This window comes from Lactobacillus sp. ESL0785 (assembly GCF_029395455.1).
Taxonomy (GTDB): Bacteria; Bacillota; Bacilli; order Lactobacillales; family Lactobacillaceae; genus Lactobacillus.
The window spans coordinates 1,259,577-1,283,831 of sequence record NZ_CP113916.1 but is presented as its reverse complement, the minus strand read 5'-3'; the positions used below and the strand labels follow the sequence as shown (position 1 = coordinate 1,283,831).

26 protein-coding genes and 1 other RNA gene are annotated in these 24,255 nt (G+C 37.0%); 22 read left to right on the top strand and 5 right to left on the bottom strand.

The window, feature by feature from the left end; translation table 11 throughout:
- Positions 1-118 precede the first annotated feature (118 nt).
- Entirely contained in the window at positions 119-1,099 is a 981-nt protein-coding gene (locus tag OZY43_RS06085) for a C39 family peptidase (protein WP_277164173.1), read from the top strand.
- Between the two features lie 46 nt (positions 1,100-1,145).
- Positions 1,146-2,213: an NlpC/P60 family protein gene (locus tag OZY43_RS06080; RefSeq protein WP_277164172.1), complete on the top strand. Its 1,068-nt coding sequence runs from the start codon at positions 1,146-1,148 to the stop codon at positions 2,211-2,213.
- A gap of 39 nt (positions 2,214-2,252) precedes the next feature.
- Here OZY43_RS06080 and OZY43_RS06075 read toward each other — a convergent pair whose 3' ends face one another.
- Positions 2,253-3,287 carry a C40 family peptidase gene (locus tag OZY43_RS06075; RefSeq protein WP_277164171.1) on the bottom strand — a complete coding sequence of 345 codons (1,035 nt, stop codon included), beginning with the start codon at positions 3,285-3,287 and terminating at the stop codon, positions 2,253-2,255.
- A gap of 118 nt (positions 3,288-3,405) precedes the next feature.
- On the opposite strand from OZY43_RS06075, the gene OZY43_RS06070 reads away from it, so the two are divergent.
- Both OZY43_RS06070 and OZY43_RS06065 read left to right on the top strand, forming a co-directional pair.
- Positions 3,406-4,404 carry a serine hydrolase gene (locus OZY43_RS06070; protein ID WP_277164170.1) on the top strand — a complete coding sequence of 333 codons (999 nt, stop codon included), beginning with the start codon at positions 3,406-3,408 and terminating at the stop codon, positions 4,402-4,404.
- 6 nt (positions 4,405-4,410) lie between these two features.
- The gene (locus tag OZY43_RS06065) at positions 4,411-4,968 is read left to right on the top strand and encodes a L,D-transpeptidase (protein ID WP_277164169.1); all 558 of its coding nucleotides are present in this window, start codon (positions 4,411-4,413) and stop codon (positions 4,966-4,968) included.
- Between the two features lie 146 nt (positions 4,969-5,114).
- Here the strand turns inward: OZY43_RS06065 and OZY43_RS06060 are convergent, their stop codons facing one another.
- Positions 5,115-5,654 carry a hypothetical protein gene (locus OZY43_RS06060; protein WP_277164168.1) on the bottom strand — a complete coding sequence of 180 codons (540 nt, stop codon included), beginning with the start codon at positions 5,652-5,654 and terminating at the stop codon, positions 5,115-5,117.
- 289 nt (positions 5,655-5,943) lie between these two features.
- Here OZY43_RS06060 and OZY43_RS06055 point away from each other — a divergent pair, with 289 nt between their 5' ends.
- The 17 genes from OZY43_RS06055 to tsaD all read left to right on the top strand — a co-directional run bounded on the left by OZY43_RS06055 (position 5,944) and on the right by tsaD (position 17,745).
- A complete protein-coding gene (locus tag OZY43_RS06055) occupies positions 5,944-7,008 on the top strand; it encodes a serine hydrolase domain-containing protein (protein ID WP_277164167.1) in 1,065 nt (354 codons plus the stop codon).
- 38 nt (positions 7,009-7,046) lie between these two features.
- Positions 7,047-7,667: a class I SAM-dependent methyltransferase gene (locus OZY43_RS06050; protein ID WP_277164166.1), complete on the top strand. Its 621-nt coding sequence runs from the start codon at positions 7,047-7,049 to the stop codon at positions 7,665-7,667.
- Entirely contained in the window at positions 7,667-8,164 is a 498-nt protein-coding gene (gene tadA, locus OZY43_RS06045) for a tRNA adenosine(34) deaminase TadA (protein WP_277164165.1), read from the top strand. The genes OZY43_RS06050 and tadA overlap by 1 nt, the downstream gene beginning before the upstream one ends.
- A gap of 25 nt (positions 8,165-8,189) precedes the next feature.
- Positions 8,190-8,289, top strand: an RNA gene (gene ffs / locus OZY43_RS06040) — signal recognition particle sRNA small type.
- 52 nt (positions 8,290-8,341) lie between these two features.
- Positions 8,342-10,138 (top strand): DNA polymerase III subunit gamma/tau, encoded by a 1,797-nt coding sequence (gene dnaX / locus OZY43_RS06035; protein ID WP_277164164.1) that lies wholly within the window; start codon positions 8,342-8,344, stop codon positions 10,136-10,138.
- A gap of 11 nt (positions 10,139-10,149) precedes the next feature.
- Complete coding sequence (locus OZY43_RS06030) at positions 10,150-10,488, top strand: YbaB/EbfC family nucleoid-associated protein (protein ID WP_277164163.1); 339 nt, start codon at positions 10,150-10,152, stop codon at positions 10,486-10,488.
- Positions 10,489-11,088, top strand: coding sequence for a recombination mediator RecR (recR, locus tag OZY43_RS06025; RefSeq protein ID WP_277164162.1), 600 nt, complete (start codon positions 10,489-10,491; stop codon positions 11,086-11,088).
- Entirely contained in the window at positions 11,088-11,318 is a 231-nt protein-coding gene (locus tag OZY43_RS06020; RefSeq protein WP_277164161.1) for a YaaL family protein, read from the top strand. The genes recR and OZY43_RS06020 overlap by 1 nt, the downstream gene beginning before the upstream one ends.
- Positions 11,319-11,421: 103 nt before the next feature.
- Positions 11,422-12,069, top strand: a complete 648-nt coding sequence (tmk, locus tag OZY43_RS06015; protein ID WP_277164160.1) for a dTMP kinase — start codon at positions 11,422-11,424, stop codon at positions 12,067-12,069.
- A gap of 5 nt (positions 12,070-12,074) precedes the next feature.
- Positions 12,075-12,398: a cyclic-di-AMP receptor gene (locus tag OZY43_RS06010; protein WP_277164159.1), complete on the top strand. Its 324-nt coding sequence runs from the start codon at positions 12,075-12,077 to the stop codon at positions 12,396-12,398.
- Positions 12,398-13,258 (top strand): DNA polymerase III subunit delta, encoded by an 861-nt coding sequence (locus tag OZY43_RS06005; protein ID WP_277164158.1) that lies wholly within the window; start codon positions 12,398-12,400, stop codon positions 13,256-13,258. Before OZY43_RS06010 ends, OZY43_RS06005 begins: the two co-directional genes overlap by 1 nt.
- 11 nt (positions 13,259-13,269) lie before the next feature.
- Positions 13,270-13,611: a DNA replication initiation control protein YabA gene (yabA, locus tag OZY43_RS06000; RefSeq protein WP_277166376.1), complete on the top strand. Its 342-nt coding sequence runs from the start codon at positions 13,270-13,272 to the stop codon at positions 13,609-13,611.
- Positions 13,612-13,623: 12 nt separating this feature from the next.
- The gene (gene rsmI / locus OZY43_RS05995) at positions 13,624-14,478 is read left to right on the top strand and encodes a 16S rRNA (cytidine(1402)-2'-O)-methyltransferase (protein ID WP_277164157.1); all 855 of its coding nucleotides are present in this window, start codon (positions 13,624-13,626) and stop codon (positions 14,476-14,478) included.
- A gap of 11 nt (positions 14,479-14,489) precedes the next feature.
- Positions 14,490-15,227, top strand: a complete 738-nt coding sequence (locus tag OZY43_RS05990) for an acyl-ACP thioesterase domain-containing protein (protein WP_277164156.1) — start codon at positions 14,490-14,492, stop codon at positions 15,225-15,227.
- Between the two features lie 59 nt (positions 15,228-15,286).
- Positions 15,287-15,805 carry a folate family ECF transporter S component gene (locus OZY43_RS05985; protein WP_277164155.1) on the top strand — a complete coding sequence of 173 codons (519 nt, stop codon included), beginning with the start codon at positions 15,287-15,289 and terminating at the stop codon, positions 15,803-15,805.
- A gap of 29 nt (positions 15,806-15,834) precedes the next feature.
- Positions 15,835-16,575 carry a tRNA (adenosine(37)-N6)-threonylcarbamoyltransferase complex dimerization subunit type 1 TsaB gene (gene tsaB / locus OZY43_RS05980; protein WP_277164154.1) on the top strand — a complete coding sequence of 247 codons (741 nt, stop codon included), beginning with the start codon at positions 15,835-15,837 and terminating at the stop codon, positions 16,573-16,575.
- A gap of 120 nt (positions 16,576-16,695) precedes the next feature.
- Positions 16,696-17,745: a tRNA (adenosine(37)-N6)-threonylcarbamoyltransferase complex transferase subunit TsaD gene (gene tsaD, locus OZY43_RS05975; RefSeq protein WP_277164153.1), complete on the top strand. Its 1,050-nt coding sequence runs from the start codon at positions 16,696-16,698 to the stop codon at positions 17,743-17,745.
- A 49-nt stretch (positions 17,746-17,794) separates the two neighbouring features.
- Here the strand turns inward: tsaD and pgmB are convergent, their stop codons facing one another.
- From pgmB to OZY43_RS05960, 3 genes are read right to left on the bottom strand one after another with little or no spacing between them, the layout of a single operon-like run.
- Positions 17,795-18,475 carry a beta-phosphoglucomutase gene (gene pgmB, locus OZY43_RS05970; protein WP_277164152.1) on the bottom strand — a complete coding sequence of 227 codons (681 nt, stop codon included), beginning with the start codon at positions 18,473-18,475 and terminating at the stop codon, positions 17,795-17,797.
- The gene (locus tag OZY43_RS05965) at positions 18,456-21,278 is read right to left on the bottom strand and encodes an alpha-L-rhamnosidase (protein WP_277164151.1); all 2,823 of its coding nucleotides are present in this window, start codon (positions 21,276-21,278) and stop codon (positions 18,456-18,458) included. Before OZY43_RS05965 ends, pgmB begins: the two co-directional genes overlap by 20 nt.
- Positions 21,279-21,296: 18 nt before the next feature.
- Positions 21,297-23,000: a glycoside hydrolase family 3 N-terminal domain-containing protein gene (locus OZY43_RS05960; protein WP_277164150.1), complete on the bottom strand. Its 1,704-nt coding sequence runs from the start codon at positions 22,998-23,000 to the stop codon at positions 21,297-21,299.
- Positions 23,001-23,137: 137 nt separating this feature from the next.
- Here OZY43_RS05960 and OZY43_RS05955 point away from each other — a divergent pair, with 137 nt between their 5' ends.
- Positions 23,138-24,151, top strand: coding sequence for an AraC family transcriptional regulator (locus OZY43_RS05955; RefSeq protein WP_277164149.1), 1,014 nt, complete (start codon positions 23,138-23,140; stop codon positions 24,149-24,151).
- Positions 24,152-24,255 lie beyond the last annotated feature (104 nt).

Here is a 24,255-nt window from a genome sequence, read left to right as displayed (position 1 = left end):
CTTGCTAGATAAATGTTTAGTAATAACTAATAAAGTTATTTTAAAAAAGCGATGTTGTAATCGTATTCTTTAAAATGTTATACTACTCCAGTAATAATTATATTTTGAAGGAGGGAACATGAATAAAAGGTTCTTTATTACTTTAGTTGTGACATTTTTAACAGTGAGTTTTATGGGACTGAATACGGTTAAAGTTGCTGCTGCAGAGCAGACAATCAACCAATCTTCTGCTACTAATACACCAGTTAAAGTTCAAGATTCGAACCAACAACCTGAACAGGCGAATAAAATAGAGCCACAAAAACCTAATAAGGTTAAGTCGACAACGGTTACTGACAATGATAAACTTACTAAGCCAATAGTACAGAAACAAGGCTGGATTAATAAGAGTAATAAGAAGTACTATTATAAAAATAATCGGAAGGTTAAAGGCTTAGTTAGGCTGGGTAAAAATTATTATCTGTTTAACAAAAAGGGTGTTATGCTTACCGGCATGAGAAAAAAACCTAAGTCTACCTCTTACGGTTACTATAAGGCTAATGGTAAGCGCAGTGAAAAGTCACTAGCTACTAAGAAAGCTTATTATTGGATTAAAAAAGGTAAAATTACTGGGATTAAGAATAATGCAAAAGTTATTTGTCAACGCCCAGAATTACCAACTGGTTGTGAAATGACGGCAGTAGCAATGATGTTAAATTTTGCTGGTAAAAAAGTTTCTAAATTTACAGTTGCCAAAAAGACACCGCGCAGCAGTAATCCTGATAAAGGTTTTATTGGTTCACCATATAAAGAATATCCTGGTGGCTATTGGGTTACACCTAAGGGAATAAAGGGCGTTGTAAAACATTATTTAGGTAAGGCCAAAGTAATGACTAGGAGTAGTTTGCAGGCAATAAAGAATAAGTTGCTGCATTCTCACTTAGTAGTTGCTTGGGTTAAAGGCATTGATAACTTTTCTAATCACGCCTTGGCTTTAACGGGCTATCACAATGGCCGGATCTATTACAATGATCCGTGGACAGGTAGTAAGGCCTCTATTAGTGAAAGTAGCTTTGTTGGGCATTGGTCTGGTGATGGTTATCGTGCCTTGAGCTATTAATTCGCGTTGATTTATTAGTTGATATTTATTTTGAAGGGAAAAGAATATGAAACATTACAAACAATTGTTTGCTGGCTTTGCCACAGCAATGATTCTAACAGGAACGACTTCTGGGACAGTTTTAGCGGCTGACACCACTGCCGCAGAACCGACTTCTAGCACACAAGCACCCGCTAATAATCCAGATGGTACTGCAACTAATGGTACAAATGGGAATACGACAGCTGATAGTAATTCAGCACCTGTTAAACCAGCTAAACCAGCCAAGACAACGACTACTTTTAAGGGATTAAGTACTAAGTATAAATGGACTGCTGGAGATAAAATTAGTGACCAAGTTGTCTTGAATAGTGCAGAAAAACGTCCAGTTTATCTGCAAAAGTGGAATGGTAAAAAGTATGTTAATGAGAAAAAATACCGTACAGATGCTAAGGGTAATTTTAAAGTAACTTATCCAGCAGCTTGGTACCACCATTTGCATACAACTTGGCGGTTGTATGCACCTGCAACTAATGATGCTACTGCAGCTAAGAGTAAGAAAATCGGTATTTCAACGGTACGGCGTTACCAAATTCCTAAGGGTTACCGTCAATTGCATATGAAGAGTTTGCATCTTAAGGGTTATTACACTAGTCCATTAGATAAAAGCTTGAACTATGCTTCAACTAGAAGTGATTATGTTAAAGCATTTATTAAGCGTGGTTACCAATATAAGAATGCTGGTACTGCTTGGATTGATTTTACTTCTAAGACTCCGGGAACATCCGTTGACTGTTCAGGATTAATCATGCAATGTATGTATGCAACTGGAATTGATCCATCACCAGCTAATCCAAGATGGCATTCAACTCACGAATGGGGTTGCCGTTCATTTGTTCAAAGTAAGACTTTGCAAACAGTTAGCTTGAACCACTTAAAACGTGGTGACATTATTTTCTATGGTCGACCAAAGCCAGATGTTTACCATGTTGGTATTTACTTAGGCAATAACAAGGCTTTGCATTCATGGCCTAATTGGGGAGTAACAGTAACTGCCGCAAACTTCCAACATTATTATTATGCTAAGCGAATTTTCCCAGTAACGCATACTAAGTCTGTTCACGAAAAAAATTAATTTAGTAAAAAAGCACTTCAATTGAAGTGCTTTTTGTTTTTAAATAATTCTTCTAACAATACCATCGGGATAATGGACTATTTTTGATTGGGTAGAACGAGAATTCCAAAATGCATCGTGTAAACTCGAAACGTCAACACCGCCAGTAGTTGTGTAGGGACTATCGTGCAGGAAAAGTCCCTTGCCTAGATAAAGTCCAACGTGTGCTAAGTGACCGTCAGATCGATCATCAAAGAAAATCAAGTCACCACGCTTTTTATGTTTGTAACTGACACCATGACCATTGTTACATTGACTAAATGTCGTTGAGCCTAAATGGTGACCAATACTTGAGTAGAGATAATTTACAAAGCTGGAACAATCATAGTGGCGCGTATTTTCGTTATAAACAGAATGACCAATCATCTTTTCGCCTTTGGTAATGGCATGTTCTAACTGGCGATTATTGCCTTTTAAGGCATTTAGATTGAACCTTAATTTTGTCCCTTGAAGCCAATAATTTTGGTGATTAAAGTTGAACCGATAATAAGTAATGTTTATGTTAGTATGCGCAATCATATTGGCATGCACCCATTTGTTTTTAAGGCGTAGCTTATTGGTGGTGGTGATTTTGCGAGCGCCATTAGTGTAAGCGGGCTTGTTATACAAGGCTGCATTAGCGTTAACCTTCATCTTGTAATTTAATTTACTTTTAGTGATTAAATATTGATTGAACGCATTTTTGTTTAACCAGCCATGTTTTGTTTTAACAAAAATACCTTTGGTAGTTTTGGCAACTTTAGAATAGTTAATTCGTTTATTATAGTAGCCTTTAGTTACTTTGCCTTTTTGGTTTAGTTTTTTACTGAAACCATAATGAGTTTGAAAGATAACGCCTGAACCTTTTTGCTGATAAATAGCAGGTTTGTGCTTGGCAGCTGCTGGAGTAGTTTGCTGGTTATTATTTTGTACTGTTTGACTTGGAGGATTTGGCACTGCTTCTTGAGTAGCAGCCGTGACTTTAACATTGGCGCTATGGATGCAGGCTGTACTAATTAATAGAGCAATCAAAAAATGCTTGACTTTAATTGACATCTTGGGGTCCTTTCTTAAAAATACAATACACAGTTAATATTTTATATTATAATAGAGTGCGTGAATAATTATTTTTTAAATTAATATTAATGAATAGCTATGTGGGAGGCTGTTAAATTTGAAAACTAGGCGTTGCTTTGCGGGGATTACTGTGATTTTTTGTTTATTGATTAGTGCAGTTATTCCCGTTAAAGCTACCAGTACGGGATTAACTGATGAAAGTGCAATGACGCTACACCAAAAGAAAAAGCAGGTGTACAGTCATTATCAAGCGAAAACCGTTGGTCAGAATGACAGACAAATAATTGCTAAGAAACCCAAGACTAAGGCGAAAGCATACATAGTACTTAATCGCAAAACTGGTGCGATTTTAGTGCAGAAGAATGCTAATAAGCAATGTTTAGTAGCATCAACTGGAAAGTTAATGACGATTTATTTAGCTAGGCGTAAGTTGGCTAATCACCCACATGATTGGCAAAAGCGGCTTAGATTTTCTAAGTCACTGATTAAAATGGGGACTGATCCAAACTTTGATGGTTTTCATGTGAAAAAGGGCCACACGTATACTGTTAAGCAGGTGTTTGAATCGGCAATTATTGATTCCGATGATAATTCAGCGATCCGGCTGGGACAATGGGTAGCCGGGTCAAACCGTAAGTTTATTAAAATGATGAACAAGCAGGCTAAATTGTGGCATGTGAAGGCTAAGTTTACGTCAGCTTCGGGACTGGAAAACGATGACTTAGCACGCTATGGTTACTATGTTAAAGGTGGCCGTACTTCGGGGAATTTGTTGTCGGCTAAGAGTTTAGCAGTTATTGCTTATCACGTGGCTCATGACTATCCTAGTTCAATGAAATATTTTGCAACTGAGTCAATGATGGTTGCAGGGCAGAACTTGGTCAATCAAAATCGGATGCTCCCAGGCAAAAAATACTATCATAAAACATTTAAAGTTGATGGCATGAAGACTGGATGGACGCCGCGTGCTGGCTTTTGCTTTGTCGGCACCTGCGAAAAAGGTGCTGGTTTGATTACAGTTACATTGCACGATAATAACGAGTTTTCTGATACAGTTAAGTTAATGCGCTTTACTTATCAGAATTTAAATAATTAGGAAAAAATGATGATTAAAAAAGTTGGCTTATTAGTTATTGGCTTAATCGCTAGTGAAATTACTTTATTAAGTAGTCCGTTACCAGTCAATGCCAGTGATGAAGTGCCCCAAGCAGCAATGCGTGAACCGATTAGTTATACAAAGTCTTCTGAAATTAAACCGTACCCTAAGCATATAAGTGCTAAAAAGGACCGCATTGTTGTTCCGGTTAAAAAGCAGCGGGCATATTTAAAACGGGGTAAAAAGACACGTTATGAATTTTATGTTTCAACGGGTGCCCATAATTCAACGCCGCGGGGTCATTACCGCATAAATACTTATCGCGCACTGTGGTTTTATTCAGCTAGTGAAAAGATGGGTGCCAGATATGCGGTTGGCTTTTTGCAAGGCGGACTCTACTTATTCCATGAAAATCCACGCAATGTTCACCAGCGAACAATTAAGTCAGTAGCCCAAAAGTTGGGTAAAAAGCCTAGTTCACATGGTTGTGTTCACTTGAGTACTAGTGATGCCCGGTGGTTTTACCATCAGGCACCAACAGGGTTACGTGTTATTATTAAGTAAAATTTATAACTATCTGCTTCTTTTCTTTGCGGGAAGAACAGCTTGAAAAAAATTTCTAGTCCTAAATATATTTGCTAGTCATAAGGAAGATCAAAATAATAAGCACCACAATTATTAATTGTGGTGCTATTTGTGTGGAGATTAAATTAATTATAATAATTAAATACTTGATAATGTATATCTTTTAAATCTTGAGCTAGCTTAGGAGTACGATAGGCATGATGATCAACTAGAGGCTTATTACCGCTGGCACTGGTTAGGACAGAGTTATTATCAAGATCGGTAACATTATAGCTGGCACCGACTTTTTGGTCCCAACTTAAGATATTTAACCAGATCACGCCGTTGATGGTATCCTGACTATCTGCGTAAACCCAGCGGGCTGTCTTTTCCTGGTATTTGGAGTCTGCTTTCAACGAATTATGCTTAACATAAGCGTGCAATTTTGTATAACCGACTTCTTTCTTGCCAACATAGAATTTGGCTGTTGTTTTGGTAAAAATTTCTTTATTGACTTTTTTGGTATAAGTATCATAGTAGTACCAAGATCCCCGCATATTTTTAGGGTAAGATATAATTGGCGCTGAATTAAGATCGGCAGCTGCAGCGGTTTTAGTCGTAATTAGATTATTGGCTCCGATGGCTAACAGCACAGTAGCCAATAAATAAGCGTGTTTGCAATTCATAATATTCTCCTATTATTGATATACCTTAATTATAATTCCTAATATGGATCATGAAAAGATGCAATCTTGTGTTTAAGAAAGTAAGAATTATTTTCGTGAATTTGTTTTTGTTGATCTAGTGTATTTGATATAAACTTTATCTATTTTGAATTATAATAGATAGATATCACAAATATGCTGATGGGATTTTTTGATTGAAAATATTTTTTAAGAAAAGGTGATTATAATCAAAAAGCGACTTTGGAAAATAATTTTAACGCTAATAATCTTTACTTTAGGTGGTTCAGCTATGATACCGGCTGCTCAACCTGAGATAGTTCAGGCGGCGACTAAAGCCGAAATGCGCAAATTCGTTCGCAAAACAATGTCTAAGTATCATGTTCGCGGCTCAGTTGTTGTTGTCCAAGACGGCAAGCCGCAGCAAATTAGTTATGGGTATGCTTTGTATGGTGCTCAAATTGGTAATGGCAATGCCCAAATTGTTTATCCAACTGGTTCTTTACAAAAAGTGGTTACTGGTGCCATGATTATGCAAATAATGAATCAGAAAAAAAGAACTAGTAGCAGCTTTGACCAAAATACCAAGATTTCACGTTGGTATCCAAAGTTAGTGAATGCAAAGAAAATTTCATTAGGCAACTTGTTGACCCATACTTCTGGTATTAAGGCAACGAATACAGAAATTTGGCGTTATCATACCTATTCTGAAAATGCAGCTGTTAATTGGGTTGTTAATAATGCTAATAATTATGCTGCTGGTGAGGTTAATTCATATCATTATAATAATACGAATTATATTTTGCTGGCTGGCATTATTCGGAAAGAAACTGGCAAGTCTTATCAAGCTAACTTGAAGGAACGGATTGTTAACAAATTAGGTTTAAAAAATACTTTTGTTTCTTCAAATATTCCTAAGAATAAGTTGATTGCTTCTTCTTATTACTCTAATGGTGATTATAATTATCGGCATCCGGTTTTAGTAACCAAAGCTTTTGCTTCACAACTTTTGGGTGCCGGAAATTTATTTACTACGCCTAAAGAGTATTATGAAATTCAAAATGGTTTGCTTAATGGTCAGATTTTAACTACTAATGAGTACCATTATTTAACACACCTAGATAGTAAGGTGACTGGCTATTCTGGAGGGCTGCACATTAAAAAGGGTGGTAAGTTAAAAGTTGCTTACGGCAATTTGCACGGCACACACTATGCTACTTGGGTTCAACTGACTGCCAATAATCAGAATGGGATTGTAATGTTTTTGAATCAGACTAATGATAATGCTGCCTCTGAAAAGAAAGTCGGCTATCAGATTTTGCAACGAATTAAGAAGCATACTTTTGTAAAGGGTTAATTAATATTAACAACGATTAATTTAGAAATGAGTAGATAATGGCTAACAAAAAACAAGAAATGTATTTTGCCGCGCAACCGACCGCTGATCATGATGAGCATGTTGTGGATTATCATGTTAACGGTGTTGATTTAAAATTTAATACAGATGCTGGTGTTTTTTCAAAAATGCGGGTCGATTACGGTTCTGGCGTTTTAATCAAGAAAATGGTGGATATTTCTTTTCCAGCTGAAAATATTTTAGACGTTGGTGCTGGGTATGGCCCAATTGGGTTATTTGCAGCAAAATTTTGGCCGCAGCAAACAGTCGACTTAGTTGATGTTAATGAACGTGGGTTAGAATTAGCACGAAGAAATGCAGCCTTAAATCAAATTGAAAATGTGCATATTTATCAATCAGATAGATATAGTTCGCTTGCTGCAACTAAGAAATTCGGCTTAATTGTTACTAATCCTCCGATTAGAGCTGGCAAAAAAGTAGTTTCTGGAATTTTAGTAGGCGCTGAAGAGCATTTGGTTAACGGTGGCGTTTTATTGGTTGTGATTCAAAAGAAGCAGGGTGAACCGAGTGCACGAAAATTACTTAAGGCAACTTTTGGCAATTGTACAATTTTAACTCGTGACAAGGGTTATTACATTTTACAGGCAGTGAAGAACTAATGACGTTTTCAAGTGAAGAAAAGAAAAAGTATATGCAACTAGCCTTTGTGCAAGCAAAAAAAGCTGCTTCCTTAGGTGAAGTGCCAATTGGCGCTGTCTTAGTTGATCCTGCAGGGCAAGTGATTGGAACGGGTTATAACCGGCGCGAATTAGATCAAGACGGGACGCAACACGCAGAAATGATGGCGATTAGACAAGGCTGTGCTGAACTTCATAGTTGGCGGTTAATTGACTGCAGCTTATTTGTAACCTTAGAACCATGTTCAATGTGTGCCGGTGCGATTATTAATTCTCGGATTAAAAATGTTTTTTATGGTGCACTTGATCCTAAAGCTGGGGCTGCTGGTAGCGTCGTTGACTTATTCGCAGTTGCTAAATTTAATCATCATCCACATGTGATTCGTGGTTTGTATCGTGAAGAAGCTAGTCAGATGTTAAAAGATTTTTTTCGTAAAATTCGCCGTCAGCAAAAATTAGCGAAAAATTCAGCAAAGTAGTGGAAAAAATAAGCTAAATACGGTATGATATTTATTGGGCAATGTTTGACCTCTGAAGCGTGTCAGGACCGGAAGGTAGCAGCACTAAGGTTGCTCAGGCATGTGCCTTTTATTAGATATTGATAAACTCTTAACTCTTCTGAAGAGTTAAGAGTTTTTTACTAGAGAAAGATAATCATGGCTTATCAAGCGTTATACCGCAAATGGCGACCACGCACCTTTGATAGTGTTGTCGGTCAAGAAGATATTACGAATACTTTGAAAAATGCGATTAAGCGCGGCACAGTTTCGCATGCTTTTTTGTTTGCTGGTCCACGCGGGACCGGTAAGACTTCGTGTGCCAAAATTTTTGCGAAGGCCTTGAATTGTACTAACCTGCAAGATGGTGAACCTTGCAATGAGTGCGCTAATTGTTTAGCTGCCGATAAAGGAGTAATGCCTGATATCATGGAAATTGATGCCGCTTCTAATAACGGTGTTGATGAAATACGCGAGATTCGGGACAAGGTTAAATATGCGCCGACACAGGGCAAATACAAGGTTTATATTATTGACGAAGTCCATATGTTATCAATGGGTGCTTTCAATGCTTTACTAAAAACCTTGGAAGAGCCGCCAGAACATGTTGTCTTTATTTTGGCAACAACGGAATTACAGAAGGTACCAGCAACAATTATTTCGCGGACGCAACGCTATAATTTTAAGCGCATTGCTCAAGTAGACCTTGAACAGCGAATGAAGTATATTCTGGATCAAGAGCAAATTAAGTATGATGATAAGGCATTAGCAGTAATTGCCCAAGTAGCTGATGGCGGGATGCGGGATGCACTCAGTATTTTGGATCAATTGCTTAGTTATGAAAAAGAAACCGTCAATTATGAGGATGCGTTACAAATTACGGGTTTTGCTGCTAAAGAAAAGATTGAAGCGATTTTGCTGGCGCTTTTAGAGCGGGATGCCAGTAAGGCATTGACTTTAGCACAGACAGAATTACAAAATGGTGCTAGTTCTAAGAATATCTTAGATGAGCTGATTGATATGGCAACTAATGCTTTAATGATTGTTAAAGCTGATGGTGTTAATCAGAGTAACTTTTTAAGTAGTGATTTTATTAAAAAGATTGCGAATGTTCCAGCCCAACGTTATTTTCATTTAATTGCGGCAGCTAATACCGCACTAAATGATTTGCGTTACACCAATCAGCAGCAGATTCCGTTGGAAGTTTTCTTAGTTGCTAGTACAAATGATGTGCTGCCCCAAGCGGCTGCAACAGTTGGCGCACCAGCTAATAAGGCTAATGATGGTGGGACAGATCTGCAGGCTGAAATTACAGCTTTGAAGAAGCAGGTCGTTGATTTAACCGAACAGTTTTCTAAGTTAGCGCAAATGCCAGCTAACTATAATAGTGACCAAATTTATCATATTGACAGTCCTAGTTCTAAGCCGCAGTCTAAGGTGCAGCATGCGGCTCCAGCTAAACCTAAGAAAAAGAAAGCAGCAAAGAATACTGCTCGTGCTAATGAACAAAACCGTCAGCAAGTCTATCATGTACTTGAAAATGCAACTAAAAAAGATTTGCAGGCAATTAAGGATGTTTGGCCGGATTTACAATCAGTCTTGGCGGTTTCACAGCGAGCATTGCTTGACGTGTTGGAACCTGTGGCAGCAAGTCCTGATCAAGTAGTGATGAAGTGCAAATATACCTTATGGTTTGAAAAAGCTAGTTCAGATGATGACCTTTTGACCAAGCTGACAGGTGAAATTGCAAAATTTACGCAGCATGATTATGAGATTGTGCTAGTGCCGGATGAGGATTGGCTTAAAGTACGACAAGATTTTATTAAGACACATGGTAAAGAACTGGTTAAAAAGCAAAGCACAGTTGCCAAAGAACCACTTGCAACTGAAGAAAATAATGAAGTTGTGACGAAGGCCAAAGATTTATTTGGTGATGCAGTCAATATTAAAGATTAAAGGAGAAAACAATGAGTAGAAAACCTAATTTTGGTGCAATGGGCGGCATGGGTGGAATGAACATGCAGCAAATGATGAAACAAGCTAAAAAGATGCAGGAACAGATGATGCAAGAGCAGCAAAATATTACCATGCAGGAATTTGTGGGTAAATCCGCTGATGACTTGGTAGTTGCAACTTTTAGCGGTGATCGTAAGTTAAAAGATTTGACAATTAATAAGGAAGCAATTGATCCAGATGATCCAGATATGCTGCAAGATTTAATTATTGATGCTGTAAATAAGGGCTTAGCAGAGATTGATCAGGCAACACAGGCAAGTTTAGGAAAATATACGAAGGGTATGATTTAATTGCAGTATCCAGCACCAATTGCGCATTTAATTGAATCCTATATGAAATTACCGGGAATTGGTGAAAAAACAGCGACCCGCCTTGCTTTTTATACATTGGACATGCCGGATGATGATGTTTATGATTTTGGTGCAGCGCTTAAAGAAGTTAAGGAAAAACTGCATCGTTGTTCAATTTGCGGTAACATTACTGAGCAAGATCCGTGTATTGTGTGTACGAATTCTGAACGTGACCAATCGACAATCATGGTGGTTGAACAGCCTAAAGATGTTATGGCATTTGAAGAAATGGGCGAGTATTCTGGCTTGTACCATGTTTTACACGGGGTTTTGTCACCGATGGATGGTATTGGGCCAGAAGAGATTAATATTAAGTCTTTGATTGTCCGCTTGCAGAAGCAGGATAGTGTTAAAGAAGTAATTTTAGCCTTAAACTCAACGCCTGAAGGTGAATCAACGGCAATGTATATCAGTAAGTTGATTAAACCAGCTGGTATCAAAGTAACGCGCTTAGCTGCAGGTCTGGCGGTTGGCAGCGATATTGAGTATGCAAATTCGATTACCTTAAAACGGGCAGTGCAAGGGAGAACATCGATCTAATGGCACGGAATAAAGTTAAGCAAATGGGCGATGACATGTTAGTCACTGTTATTGAAAAATTACAGGATGAGATTGCAGTACAAAAGAGTTTGGATCCGACAACCTTAGATATGTCGGAAGATAATGTTATTGCCAGTAAAATTTTGCAGGCTAAATATTCATTCTTATATAATGAAGCGCGTCATCGACATACAAGATTTAGTGGTTATACTAATGCAATTTCTGAATAAAAAGCTTACGGTTGTAGGCTTTTTTATTTTTACTAAAATAAAAAAGTGCTGGGGGTGTTCAGGTAACGATAACTTCTGTAGAATAGAAGTAAGGAGAGTTTTTATGGGAAGTTACTTCATTAGTTTTGAAGGTCCTGATGGGGCCGGTAAAAGCACAGTTATTGCGCAGGTTGCTGCTAAAATCGCACCAAAATTAGCAACACAATATCTTGTGACGCGCGAACCTGGTGGCTCAAAAATTGCGGAGCAGATTCGCCAGTTTATTTTGGATCCAAAAAATGACAAGTTGACAGCTAAAACTGAAGCGTTGCTTTATGCCGCTTCTAGAAGTCAACATATGGCGGAAACGATTATTCCGGCGTTGGCAGCTGGCAAGGTTGTTTTTTCTGATCGGTTTGTTGATAGTTCATTAGCTTATCAAGGCATGGGTCGTAATTTAGGAATTGCGGCGGTTAAACAGATTAATGATTTTGCCACTAGTGGTATTGCCCCTGATTTGACGCTCTTTTTAGATGTGCGACCAGAAGTTGGCCTCGCTAGAATTGCTAAAGATCGCTCTGGTCAAGAGGATCGCTTAGAACAAGAAAAATTAACTTTTCATCAACGAGTTTATCAAGGTTACCAGCAGGTTAATGAGCAAGATCATGAGCGAATTCAGGTGGTTGATGCTGAACGTTCGCTTGATCAGGTTGTTGCCGATTGTGTTAAAATTATCGCAAACCATTTACCACCAGAATTGCTAAAGGACTGATTTAGATGAAGTTAATAATTGCAATTGTTCAAAGAGAGGATGCTAGTCGGTTACAGCACGCCTTTATTCGGGAAAATATTCGGGCAACTAAGTTGGCGACAACCGGTGGCTTTCTTAGTCAAGGCAACACTACCTTTATTGTCGGAATCGATAATGAACATGTGCAGGAAGTATTGCGGCTGATTAAGACAGAATCCAAATCACGTGAGGAATATATGAATCCGAATATGGTTATGACCGGTTTTGATATAAGTAGCCAACCCATTAAGATTACGGTTGGTGGCGCAACTTGCTTTGTGTTGCCTGTGGAAGAGTTTAAGCAATTTTAATGACAATCGATATTACAAAAAAGGGCGCTAAAGAAGCAGCCTTTTTAGCGCGGGCATTTACGCGCAAACAATTGGCACATAGTTATTTGTTTGTTGCTGGTGATGAGGAACAAGCAGTGAATACTGCTTATTGGCTTGCTTGCTTATTTAATTGTACAGGTGAAAAACGTCCTGATGGCACATGTCAAAATTGCCGGCAAATTATCTCGGGTAATCATCCCGATGTTTTACTTGTGACAACAGAGGGTAAGCAAAGCTTGGGCATTGATCAAATTCGACCGCTAAAAGAAGAACTAGCTAAGAGCCCAGTGCAAAGCAGTTGTCGGTTTTTCATTATTAATGAGGCACAAAAACTAACTTTATCTGCAGCTAATGCTTTGCTCAACTTATTAGAGGAACCAGTTGCTCCGGTAGTGACGGTTTTAATTACCAATAATGCAGATCAAATTTTGCCGACAGTTCGTTCAAGAACGCAAATTATTAATTTTAACAACGCTGAGCAAGTTGATGACAAGACGTCCCTGTTAATTCAAAATGGCTTTACTAATGATGAAATAGCAGAGCTAAATGATACGCGTAATTTAGACCAATTGGTTAAATATTTTTATCAAGAAATGCTGGAAGATAATTCCTTAGCAGTAGTTAGTGCGCATAAGTTGGCAGAATTAGCTAAGAGCAAGGTAAGTCAGAATTATGTTTTATTATTATTAAAAATGAAAGCGCAAGCAGAATTAAGCAATGATAATCAGGTAGTTGGAGCTAAGATGCTGAAAGATTTAGTGCAAATTGACAAAATGCGGTTTAGCAATGTTAGTTTTCGCAATTTATTGGATTATCTTGCTCTGCAATGGAAACGGTAGGTGGTTTGATGGTGGATTCATATTCAAAATTACAACAGCTCCATGATTCAATGGTTAAAATGACTAAGACAATTGAAAGCCTGGAAAATGATATCTTAGATACATTAAAAGAAAATACCGAGCTTAAAGTTGAAAATCAGTTATTACGTGAAAAAATGGATAAGATGACGAGTGCAAATACGCATAATAGTGCGATTAAGACGCAGAGTGGGCTTGAATCACTGCGGCAAATATATAATTCGGGTTATCACATTTGTAATATGTATTATGGATCGCACCGTGACCCAAGTTCAGATTGCATGTTTTGCTTAGACATTCTTGATAATTTTGGTGAAAAAAAGAAAGTACATTAAAGGACGGATAATATGCAGCGGCAAAGTAGTTATGCTCAAGATCAGGGCAAGCTTTATTTAGTACCAACACCGATTGGTAATTTAGAAGATATTACAATTCGGGCACAGAAGATTTTAACTAATGCAGACTATATTGCAGCTGAAGATACACGTACCAGTGGGATTTTATTAGAAAAAATTGGTGTTCATAATCGGATGCTGTCTTTTCATAAATATAATTCTAAAGAGCGCGCACCTGAATTAGTAAAATTGATGCAGGAGGGGGCTGTAATTGCTGAAATCAGTGATGCGGGGATGCCTGTGATTTCTGATCCAGGTTATATTTTAGTGCAGGAGTGCATTAAACATGATATTCCAGTTGTGCCACTTCCGGGACCATCGGCGTTTACAACGGCTTTGATTGCATCGGGGTTTGATGCGCAACCATTTACTTACTATGGTTTTTTACCGCGCAAGGTAAGTGAACAGAAGCCGTACTTTGAACAGATGAATATTGCTCATGCAACGTCGATTTTTTATGAAGCACCGCATAGATTGGTTAAAACCTTAAAAAATATGAGTACAGTTTTGGCAGCAGATAGGCAAATTGTTGCCGCACGAGAATTAACTAAAATTCACGAAGAATTTATTCGGGGAACAGTTAGTGAATTATTTGATTATTTTACTGTGAATACACCTCGAGGTGAATTCGTAATGTTGGTGTCACCAAGTACAGCAACACCGAAGCAATTAACTTGGCCAGAGCTGATTAAGCTAGTTGATGAGCTAGTTGCTAAAGGCGAAACTAAAAAGTCGGCAATTAAGGAAGTGGCTAAAAATAATAATGTGTCTAAAAATGAACTTTATGATCAGTACCATCAAAAATAGGAGGGCATTAAATGAAGTATAGTGAACAAAAGCACATTGAATTTTATGAATGTGATGAAAACCAACATTTGAAATTGCCAGCAATGGTTGATTTGATGATGAGTGTATCAGAACATCAACTTAGCAAGGGAGATGCGAGTACTAATGCCTTGACTGCACGTGGTTTGGGCTGGGTGGTTACCCAATATCATATTGAGGTGACAAATTTGCCGCAGCCTAATGATCAGATAACAGTGACAACAAATGCTGTTGGTTATAATCGTTTTTTGGAATATCGTGATTTTACTTTTAGCGATAATCAAGGTAACGAACTAATTAAGGTTAAGAGTGAATGGGTACTGTTTGATTTGAAAAAGCGTAAAATGGTAGCTACTGATGAAAAAATGATGACCGAACTAGGGATACCACTACTTAAAAAATTACCACGTTTCCCTCGTTTGCGGCCACAAAAAGAATATCAAACCAAGCAGCAGTATCGTGTTCGCTATGATGACCTTGATACTAATCACCATATGACGAACGGTCATTATTTTAGCTGGTTTATTGATACTTTACCGCGAGAATTTTTGCAACAGCACTTAGTACAAACAATTGAGATTAAATTTAATCAGGAAGTAACATATGGGCAAAAACCGTTTGCCTGTGTTCAGTTAGAGGATAATGAGGACGGTATTAAGTCATTTCATCTAATTGAAGATGAGGCAGGCAATTCTAGAGCCGTTTGTGAACTAACTTGGCGGCAAATATAATATAATTAATTGAGCATGGCTGGTCGTCATGCTTTTTTAATGAGAGGAAGTGCAGGCCAATGATTTCAAAAGAAACTTTCAAACTACAATTGCGGGATCTAATTCTATTAGGGATGGTTGTAGCAATGAAAATTATTCTTAAACAGTTTAGTATTGGCACACAAGTCGTTCATATTAGTCTGGATTTTATCGGTAATGTGCTGCTAGGATATTTGTTTGGCCCTATCTGGGGAGCTGTTGGTGGTGGTATCGGTGATTTAGTTTCTTCCGCTTTTTTTGGTAATCAAGGTGGCTTTTTTGCCGGTTTTACGGTGAGTGCAATGCTGGGACCGGTGATTTATGGGCTATTACTTTATCGGCAACCGATTAAAATTGGGCGGATTGTCGTTGCTACTATTATGGTAACGGTGATTATTAATTTGGGCTTGAACACATTATGGCTACATCTTTTATATGGCTTAGACTTCAAGGCAGCATTGCTGCAGCGAGGAGCTAAGGAACTAATTGTTCCTTGGATGCAAATGTTTGTAACCTACTTTGTTTTGCAAGCTCTTTCTCGTGTTAAAATAAGAAAGTAGATTTTTTAAAAAGGGAAAAGTAATTTGAAATGAAAATATTAAGTGTATCAACGGCAACTAATCATTTGAGTGTCGCGTTGAATGACGGCCAGACAGTGATCATAGAAAAAGGCGAACAAGATGAGCGTAATCATAGTGAGCATCTTGATCCGTTAATTACTGAAATCTTAGCAGCTAATAATTTGCAATTAAAAGATATTGATCGTTTTGCTGTTGCAATTGGGCCAGGATCTTATACGGGATTGCGGATTGGGATTACTACTGTTAAAATGTTTGCCAGTATTTTGCATAAGGATGTTGTTGGCATTTCAACTCTGCAGGCATTAGCTGCAAGCTGCGAAGATAAGGATACATTAATTGTAGCGGGAATTGATGCGCGCAATGATAATTACTTTGCTGGAGCTTACCTTAATCAAAACGGGCAACCTGTTAATGTAATTGCCGATGGTCATTATCAGATTACAGCTTTATTGGCTGCAGTTAAAGAGTATTTGGTTACTAATGAAATAGCTAAAGTTGTTTTTATTGGTTCAGGTTTTACTAAGCAGGAAGAATTACTTAAACAATTACCGGCATCGTTCAGTTATGGTACAGATGAGCAAAATATCATTCACGCTGGCTTAATTGGCAAGTTAGCAGTAACTGCAGAACCAACTGCTCCTGATCAACTGCTGCCACGATATTTACGCCGTACTCAAGCCGAAGTAGATTGGCATAAGAAGACGGGACAACCATTTGCACCAGACAGTAATTATGTAGAAGAAGTTTAAAAATATTAATTATTTTTGAGATCAATTCGTTGGCCGTATTAATTGCGATCAAGAGGTAGTAAAGAATGGTTTGCTGGTGTTGAAAATGCTGCCAGAACGGAAAAAGAAAGGGATTAAGTTTTGAATAAACAAAAAGATATTCGTATTTTAGCTTATGAAAGTTCCTGTGATGAAACTTCAACTGCAGTAATTAAAAATGGTCGTGAGATTGAGAGTTTAATAGTTGCTACTCAAATTAAAAGTCACCAGCGCTTTGGCGGTGTAGTGCCAGAAGTCGCTAGTCGTCATCACATTGAAGTAATTAGTCAGATTACGACAGAAGCCTTAGTTGAAGCAAATATAAATTGGAATGATATTGATGCGATTGCTGTAACTTATGGTCCTGGACTTGTTGGCGCGTTATTAATTGGCGTTAGTGCGGCTAAGGCAGTATCAATGGCAACTGGAATTCCGCTAATCGGCGTTGACCATATTATGGGGCACATTATGGCTGCACAGTTAACAGATGAGATTACGTATCCAGCTTTGGCTCTGCAAGTTTCAGGTGGGCATACCGAAATTGTTCTATTAAAGGATCCAACTCATTTTGAAATTGTAGGTGATACGCGCGATGATGCCGCTGGTGAAGCTTATGATAAGATTGGTCGAGTTCTCGGCGTAAAGTACCCAGCGGGTAAAACAATTGATGAATGGGCCCATCAAGGTCAAGATACTTTTAACTTCCCCCGGGCAATGATGGAAGATAATGATTATGATTTTTCTTTTTCTGGATTAAAGAGTGCGTTTATCAATACTTGTCATCATGCTGACCAAATTCATCAGGAGTTGAATAAGTATGATTTAGCTGCAAGTTTTCAAGCAGCAGTTGTAGATGTTTTGGCTCATAAAACTATACGGGCAATTAAGCAGTATCAGCCTAAGACCTTTATTATGGGAGGCGGTGTGGCTGCTAATCTTGGCTTGCGTGACCGCATGCAGCACGAAATTGCGGCATTACCATCAAAAATGGCGCCTAAAGTAATTTTACCTAGTCTTAAGTTGTGTGGTGATAATGCAGCAATGATTGGTGCAGCGGCTTATAATTTGTATAATGAAGGTCAATTTGCAGATTTAACATTGAATGCAGACCCATCGTTAGAATTACCATATGCTAAGAGTATGTTAGAATAAAAACAAATTAAAAAAGACGAGGAAATACTTAACTTCTTCGTCTTTTTTGTTATTCAAAATTATCTAATTTGGCTGATGCCTGTTCCCAAGCCATTTCGATTTGGCTGTAATTTAAGTCTGCTGTTGTTGGAAATAATAATTTTGCTTTATTTAATTCTTCCTTTTCCCCTACACCAATTGATAAGCTGCCAGCACTATTGATTGCATTAATTCCGGCAATCGAATCTTCAATGCCAACGCAATCTTTTGGCTGCACGTCAATTTCTTTTGCAGCTTGAAGAAAAATATCTGGTGCAGGTTTTCCAAGTTTAACTTCATTTGGGTTAGCTATTGCATCGAAATCTTGCCGTAAATCTAATTTTTCTAAAATTAAAGGAGCATTTAAACTTGCAGAAGCAAGAGAAAGCTTGACATCATGGCTCTTAAAATCATTAATTAATTTTTGGATTCCAGGTAAAATATCTTTTGGAGTTAAGTTGTTTAGTAACTTTTGATATGTTTGATTTTTTTCAGCGGCTAATTGCTCAAATTGTTCTTTGCTAACATTAATATTTAAAAAATTCAGGATAGCTTTTAAGGAATCTGCTCGACTAACACCTTTAGTTTGTTGTTCCAATTCATTAGGTAAGTTTAATGAAAAGTGATCCTTAATTAGTTTACGCCATGCTTGAAAATGATAAATTGATGTATCGGCAATAACGCCGTCTAAATCAAAGAGAACGCCTTTCATGCAAAAACTTCCTTTCTTCTGGTAATGGTGTTTGATTTAATATCTGTTCAATTTTACTGAAGTCAGTATCGGAAATATTAATAAAGGGTAGCATGGTATCTAGTTGTTTTAATGACATTGAACCCAAATTATCTAAGTTTGTCTTGTCTTTAAGAAATAAAAATACTGAATTAATTGGTGTCAGCTGTGTAAGTAACTCTGAATCACTCATTAATAATTTAACTGGCATATTTAAAGTATAATATTCAATATAGCTATTTTGAGGTATAAAAGTGATATTAAATATACCGTTTGTTAAAGTTAACTCGTCATTCTTCTTTAATCCATTAACTTTAATACTACCTTCTTGATAGTTAGGTAACTTTAAATTAACTGTTTGTCCAAACGGAACTTCAAGTCTCATTTTTACGGTATGATTTTCGTCAGTTTCCAATTGATAATCTACTTTTAATTGACCATAAGAGCTTTCATAAAAGCCAATAACATGTTTTAAGCGATAGTCAAATTGTGGTGAAAGCAGGACATTTTGATAACCATTTGTTTGTTCTCTAAGTCCCAAAACATATTTGTATGCCCACTGCATAATTGCCCCAATGGAGTAATGATTTAACGAATTCATTCCTTCAGGATTCATTGAACCATCAGGTAATACAGAATTCCATCTTTCCCAAACTGTCGTTGCTCCTAAGTTAACTGCATATAACCAACTTGGAAAATCTTCATTTAAGAAAATTTGCGTTGCCAGTTTATGATACCCATTATCTGATAAGACCTGACAAATTATTGGCGTACCAACAAAGCCTGTTTTAAGATGATTATTATCTTTATCTAGTCTAGTAATCAAGTCAGTTACTACTCGCTTCTTTTGGTCTTCTGGAACTAAATTAAAGTATAGAGCTAATGCGTAAGCAGTTTGGGTATCAATTGCTAACCGACCATTTAGAGTAATGTATTCTTTACGAATTGCTTCCTTTATTTTTTTAGCCTTTGCTAAATATTTATCAGCTTCGTCTGTTTTGAGTTTAAGTATTTTAGCTGTTTTGGAGACAATTAAGGTTGAATAATAGTAATATACTGAAGCAATAAAGTCCTCATCTGTTTTGCCAGTTGGAAGTGCAGGATTTTCACCATCTAGTGAAAGCCAATCTCCAAATTGAAATTGACCAGTCCATAGGTTTGATGTTGAACTGTGAGCATTAATCCAGTCAACCCATGCTTTCATTCCTGAATAATTTTGTCTTAAAATTGCAGGATCACCAGTAGATAAATATGCTGTCCACGGAATAATAGTAGCGGCATCGCCCCAAACGGCAGCACCACCATCATTGGCACCCATAGCTGGGGCGTACATTGTTAGCATACCATGATGTTCGTTTTGTTCAATCAGCATATCTTTAGCATATTTTTTAAAGAAAGCATAACTGTTCATGTTTAAAACAGCTGTTTCTGAAAAGACATCCGCATCTCCAGACCAGCCTAAGCGTTCATCACGTTGAGGGCAGTCTGTTGGTACATCCATAAAGTTGCTCTTTTGTCCCCAAAGAACATTTTGAAACAAACGATTAACTTTTGAATTATTTGTAATAATGCCGCCAGTGATTTTCATGTCAGAGTACATAACATTTGAGCGAAAATCAGCTGCAGAAATCGGTTTAGTCAATCCCGTAACTTTGACATAGCGATAACCATAGTAAGTAAAGTGAGGCCGCACCCATTTTTCTTTGCCATCCGATGTATAAACGAAACTAGCTCTGGCCTCACGTAAATTGTCGCGATAGAAGTTACCGTTTTGCAATATTTCTCCCATTTGCAATTTAACAGTTGTTCCAGTAGGTTCGTGATTTAAGAATTCTGGCCAACCTGCATGGTTCTGACCAAAGTCTAAAACAGTTTCTCCTTTTGGAGTATGGATAATTTTCTTAACTGGTAAAAATTCATGACTCTTAATTGGCAAACTTAGGCGATCATGCAAAGGTGCAAATGAATGATCAATTTCTACTGCTGGTTGCCAATTAGTAATGGCGATTCTGTCATCATAATCTTCACCATAATAAATTGCGGATTTAGTGATCTTCCCAGCAGTTGTTTGCCATGAATGGTTGCTTAGTATCACATCACTTGTACCATCTTGGTAGTTAATGTGTAGTTCAGCTAATGCCATTTGTCTTGAGCCGTAAATATTATCTTTACCACCATCGAAGCCAAAATTTCCTTTATACCAGCCATCACCAAGAGAAATTAGCAGTTCTTGCTGTAAGTTATTAGTTACAAGATTGTCGATATCGTAAGTTTGGACTTGGATTAATTTATCATAGGCTGTTACACCAGGAGCAAGAAATTCATTACCAATTTTTTTACCATTAAGGTAGGCTTCATATAAACCAAGACCAGTAATGTATAATCGAGTACTTTTAATTGGTTTTTCAATTTTAAAATGTTTCCGCAATAGTGTATTTTGTAAATTACTGTTTGAGTTACCAATCCATTTACCTTTAAAAATTTCAGACATTTTTCCTGTTTCAAAAAATGTTGAACCTTCGCTAATTTTATCGGCTTGCTTTAATTGAACGGTTACTGTGTAGCGAGTGCGAGGCTTTAAGGGGATAGTCTCATCAAAAACATTATTGTCGTAACTTTGCCAAGATGAATCAAAAATAGGACTATCTGTTTTAATAATTAATCTTTTTTGAACCGAATCAACTTTGTTTTCAACTTCAGCGCTAAATTCTATTCGAATACTATTGCCAAAATCAAAACCAATTGGTTCATGCATATGATTGATTGAAATTTCTAAAATTTGCATTTCCTATCACATTTTCTTTTATAGTCTGGTTTCAAAGCGACCGCAGAATGGATCAACAGGATTATGACCCAAGAATTTTTCTTTACCCATTAATTTCCGTAAAACCGCATCGATGGTCACATCATTTCCAGTATAAGCATTGATATAAGTCGAAACCATTGGAATATCGAACAGGTGATATGGATTGCACATTGATACAAAGACAGTTGGAATGCTGCGCATAAACCAAGGTGCATCAGCTGCCATTAGGTGAATCCAATCAATTCTGGTTGTGGTTTGATTGCTAGCCGTTTCCACATTTGCAATGTATAAGGCAAGGTCGAATTTGTTCTTTTCGTCTTGCAGACCGCCTTCAAACACTTCATAAAAGTCTAAATTTTTTCGGTCAAATACTGAAACTTGAAATCCAAGTGCTTCCAACTTTTTCTTGAACTTAGCAGTTACTTGGCCGCCTTCTTTAAAGCCACCATCATCAGTATCGCCTAAGACAACAAGGCGTAAGCGTGGATATTTTTGAGGAGTGATAGGCAGAATTTGGTCCCTATCTTTAACTAAAGTTACAGATTTTCTAGCAACTTCAGCAGCAAGCTTTTCATGTTCAGCCAATTTCAGATCAAACTTAGCTGGTACTGGTTCAAGTAATTCGCAGTTGGTATTCATTACTTTTTGGGCAACTTTGGTGGCGATTATTCGTGTGACTGCTTCATCTATTCGCTTTACTGAAAGAGTACCGTCATTTACTGCATCTTTGATAAATTGATAATCTTCATCAATGTTTTTATTGAATAAAATCATGTCAATTCCAGCGTTAATTGTTGTTGGCAGAGCTTTGGAACGAGGCATGATGGCATTGTAACCAATCATTGGAGTTGCATCAGTAATTGTTAAACCATTAAATTTTAAAACTTTACGTAATAAACCATTAATCAGCAATTTGGAAGTAGTGGCTGGCCGTAAATCCTTGTCTTCAATTCCTGGCTCTAATTTTCGTTCCCAAGCAGGCTGCATGATGTGAGCAATCATGATACTTGGCAGGCCATTTTCGATTAAATGATGATAAATTTGACCATAAGATTCCATCCAGTCTTCAGCGGATAAAGAATTAATTGAACTGAGTAAGTGTTGATCACGCTCATCAACACCATCACCAGGGAAGTGTTTAGCGACAGGAATAATATTATTGTTTTTCAAACCGTTAATTTCTGCGTCAGCCATTTTGATAACAGTGTCTTCATTACTGCCAAAAGTACGTGTGTTCATAATGGGATTACGAAAATTCTCATCAAGATCAACAATTGGCGAAAATGACATATTTCCACCAACTTGTTTGGCTTCATATCCAGAAACATCGCCAAGATTATAAGCTGATTGCGGATCATTAGTTGCAGCTGCCTGCATTGGGCGAGCAAACCAAGTGCCTTCACTGATTAAGCCATTACCACCAGCTTCAAGATTAGCAGAAATAAATAGTGGAATTTCACTTTCTTTTTGAATGGTTTCAATTTCATGCTGTAATTTTTTAGCTTTATCAGGTCGATACATAATTCCACCTGGTTGATATTTATTGATGAAGTCCTTTAGATTAGTTGTATCTTCATCTTGACCAATTACGAAAAACAACTGACCTATCTTAGCATCCATTGTCATGCTTGCAACTTTTTTTTGAACAAATTCAATTTGTTCAGTGGTTAAATTGTAAGGCTTTTTAGTTAAATCTGTCATAGTTTACCTCTATCCATTGTTTAATAATTATTGAATTTAGGTTTAGTTTATCTTACTGTTTAATAGTATGCTATCGTTAAAAAACACAAGAACTGTGTTTATTTCACAGATTTATAGTATGGCTAAGAGGGAAAAATTTGACTAATAAGCTAATTAATTATTTACGTACAAAAAATCATCAGCGAAGCTGGGATGATGTTTTTGCAGAAATTAAAGATAATGGGAAAATAGCTCATAGAGTACGAATGATAGATTGCGAGCCAGTATATCAATTTTATGATACGTATTCGGATGATTTAATTTTGAATAGTAGTGCAATTACTATCTCTCTTCAACCAGTTGAATCATTTATTCCTTTTCATATCCATGATTATGTGGAAATTATGATTCCACTAGTTGAAGACTGTGAGATTGTTTTAGAGCATACTAAGATTAAAGTTAAGCAAGAGGATATTATTTTCATGGGTAACCAGACAATTCATCAGGTTAAACCAATTAGCAAGAAGGGAATTGTTATAAACATAGCTTTAAAAGCCTCGGCTTTTTCTTTAAATGAACTGAATTTTTTGCAAGCAAAAGAGAGTAGTTCGGCAATTTCAAACTTGCTTTTTTCTTTATTATCGGATGAAGAGTATGGGGAAGGGCGTTACAGCTTATTTGAAATAAATCATAATCAAAAGATAGTCGACTTAGTTTATGACATTATTGGCGAATACTATTTTCCAGAGATTCAATCAGATCAAATTATTAAACTGGAAATGTTGACTTTGTTTTCTCGCTTAATTCGTCAAGTCAATTACTCTGATATCAAGGTAAAAAGTAATCAGCGCCAAAAGAACAATCTTCTTTCATTATTGCTATATATTGAAAGAAATTATAAGGACATCACTCTTACAAAAATGGCAGATAATTTTGGCTTTAATCCCAATTATTTGTCTGATTATTTGCAAAAGCACACCGGGAAAACATTTATCAATTTAGTTCATTTGCAACGAGTGAATGTAGCAGCAAGGTATTTAAGCTATACAAATGCGTCTATAGCAAAAATTTCTAATAAAGTTGGTTATGAAAATCCATCATACTTTTATAAGATTTTTAAAAAATATTTTGGTATGTCACCGGCTGAGTATCGAAAAGAAATTAAAAAATAGCTCTGTTAACGGCTTTAGTGGCATATATAATGCCGTACTTTTTAATTATTTATGTGATTAAGATTTAAAATGAATCTGGGAAATGAATAGATTATCTCTGATTT

What these genes read in the sequence shown, in the direction of transcription:
- OZY43_RS06085 (WP_277164173.1), top strand. Translation starts at nt 119, where the DNA reads ATGAATAAAAGGTTCTTTATTACTTTAGTTGTGACATTTTTAACAGTG.
- OZY43_RS06065 (WP_277164169.1), top strand. Translation starts at nt 4,411, where the DNA reads ATGATGATTAAAAAAGTTGGCTTATTAGTTATTGGCTTAATCGCTAGT.
- OZY43_RS05990 (WP_277164156.1), top strand. Translation starts at nt 14,490, where the DNA reads ATGAAGTATAGTGAACAAAAGCACATTGAATTTTATGAATGTGATGAA.
- pgmB (WP_277164152.1), bottom strand. Translation starts at nt 18,475, where the DNA reads ATGAAAGGCGTTCTCTTTGATTTAGACGGCGTTATTGCCGATACATCA.
- dnaX (WP_277164164.1), top strand. Translation starts at nt 8,342, where the DNA reads ATGGCTTATCAAGCGTTATACCGCAAATGGCGACCACGCACCTTTGAT.
- OZY43_RS05985 (WP_277164155.1), top strand. Translation starts at nt 15,287, where the DNA reads ATGATTTCAAAAGAAACTTTCAAACTACAATTGCGGGATCTAATTCTA.
- OZY43_RS05960 (WP_277164150.1), bottom strand. Translation starts at nt 23,000, where the DNA reads ATGACAGATTTAACTAAAAAGCCTTACAATTTAACCACTGAACAAATT.
- OZY43_RS06075 (WP_277164171.1), bottom strand. Translation starts at nt 3,287, where the DNA reads ATGTCAATTAAAGTCAAGCATTTTTTGATTGCTCTATTAATTAGTACA.
- OZY43_RS06080 (WP_277164172.1), top strand. Translation starts at nt 1,146, where the DNA reads ATGAAACATTACAAACAATTGTTTGCTGGCTTTGCCACAGCAATGATT.
- OZY43_RS05965 (WP_277164151.1), bottom strand. Translation starts at nt 21,278, where the DNA reads ATGCAAATTTTAGAAATTTCAATCAATCATATGCATGAACCAATTGGT.
- OZY43_RS06030 (WP_277164163.1), top strand. Translation starts at nt 10,150, where the DNA reads ATGAGTAGAAAACCTAATTTTGGTGCAATGGGCGGCATGGGTGGAATG.
- OZY43_RS06050 (WP_277164166.1), top strand. Translation starts at nt 7,047, where the DNA reads ATGGCTAACAAAAAACAAGAAATGTATTTTGCCGCGCAACCGACCGCT.
- OZY43_RS06060 (WP_277164168.1), bottom strand. Translation starts at nt 5,654, where the DNA reads ATGAATTGCAAACACGCTTATTTATTGGCTACTGTGCTGTTAGCCATC.
- OZY43_RS06020 (WP_277164161.1), top strand. Translation starts at nt 11,088, where the DNA reads ATGGCACGGAATAAAGTTAAGCAAATGGGCGATGACATGTTAGTCACT.
- OZY43_RS06005 (WP_277164158.1), top strand. Translation starts at nt 12,398, where the DNA reads ATGACAATCGATATTACAAAAAAGGGCGCTAAAGAAGCAGCCTTTTTA.
- tadA (WP_277164165.1), top strand. Translation starts at nt 7,667, where the DNA reads ATGACGTTTTCAAGTGAAGAAAAGAAAAAGTATATGCAACTAGCCTTT.
- OZY43_RS06055 (WP_277164167.1), top strand. Translation starts at nt 5,944, where the DNA reads ATGATACCGGCTGCTCAACCTGAGATAGTTCAGGCGGCGACTAAAGCC.
- tsaB (WP_277164154.1), top strand. Translation starts at nt 15,835, where the DNA reads ATGAAAATATTAAGTGTATCAACGGCAACTAATCATTTGAGTGTCGCG.
- rsmI (WP_277164157.1), top strand. Translation starts at nt 13,624, where the DNA reads ATGCAGCGGCAAAGTAGTTATGCTCAAGATCAGGGCAAGCTTTATTTA.
- OZY43_RS06010 (WP_277164159.1), top strand. Translation starts at nt 12,075, where the DNA reads ATGAAGTTAATAATTGCAATTGTTCAAAGAGAGGATGCTAGTCGGTTA.
- tmk (WP_277164160.1), top strand. Translation starts at nt 11,422, where the DNA reads ATGGGAAGTTACTTCATTAGTTTTGAAGGTCCTGATGGGGCCGGTAAA.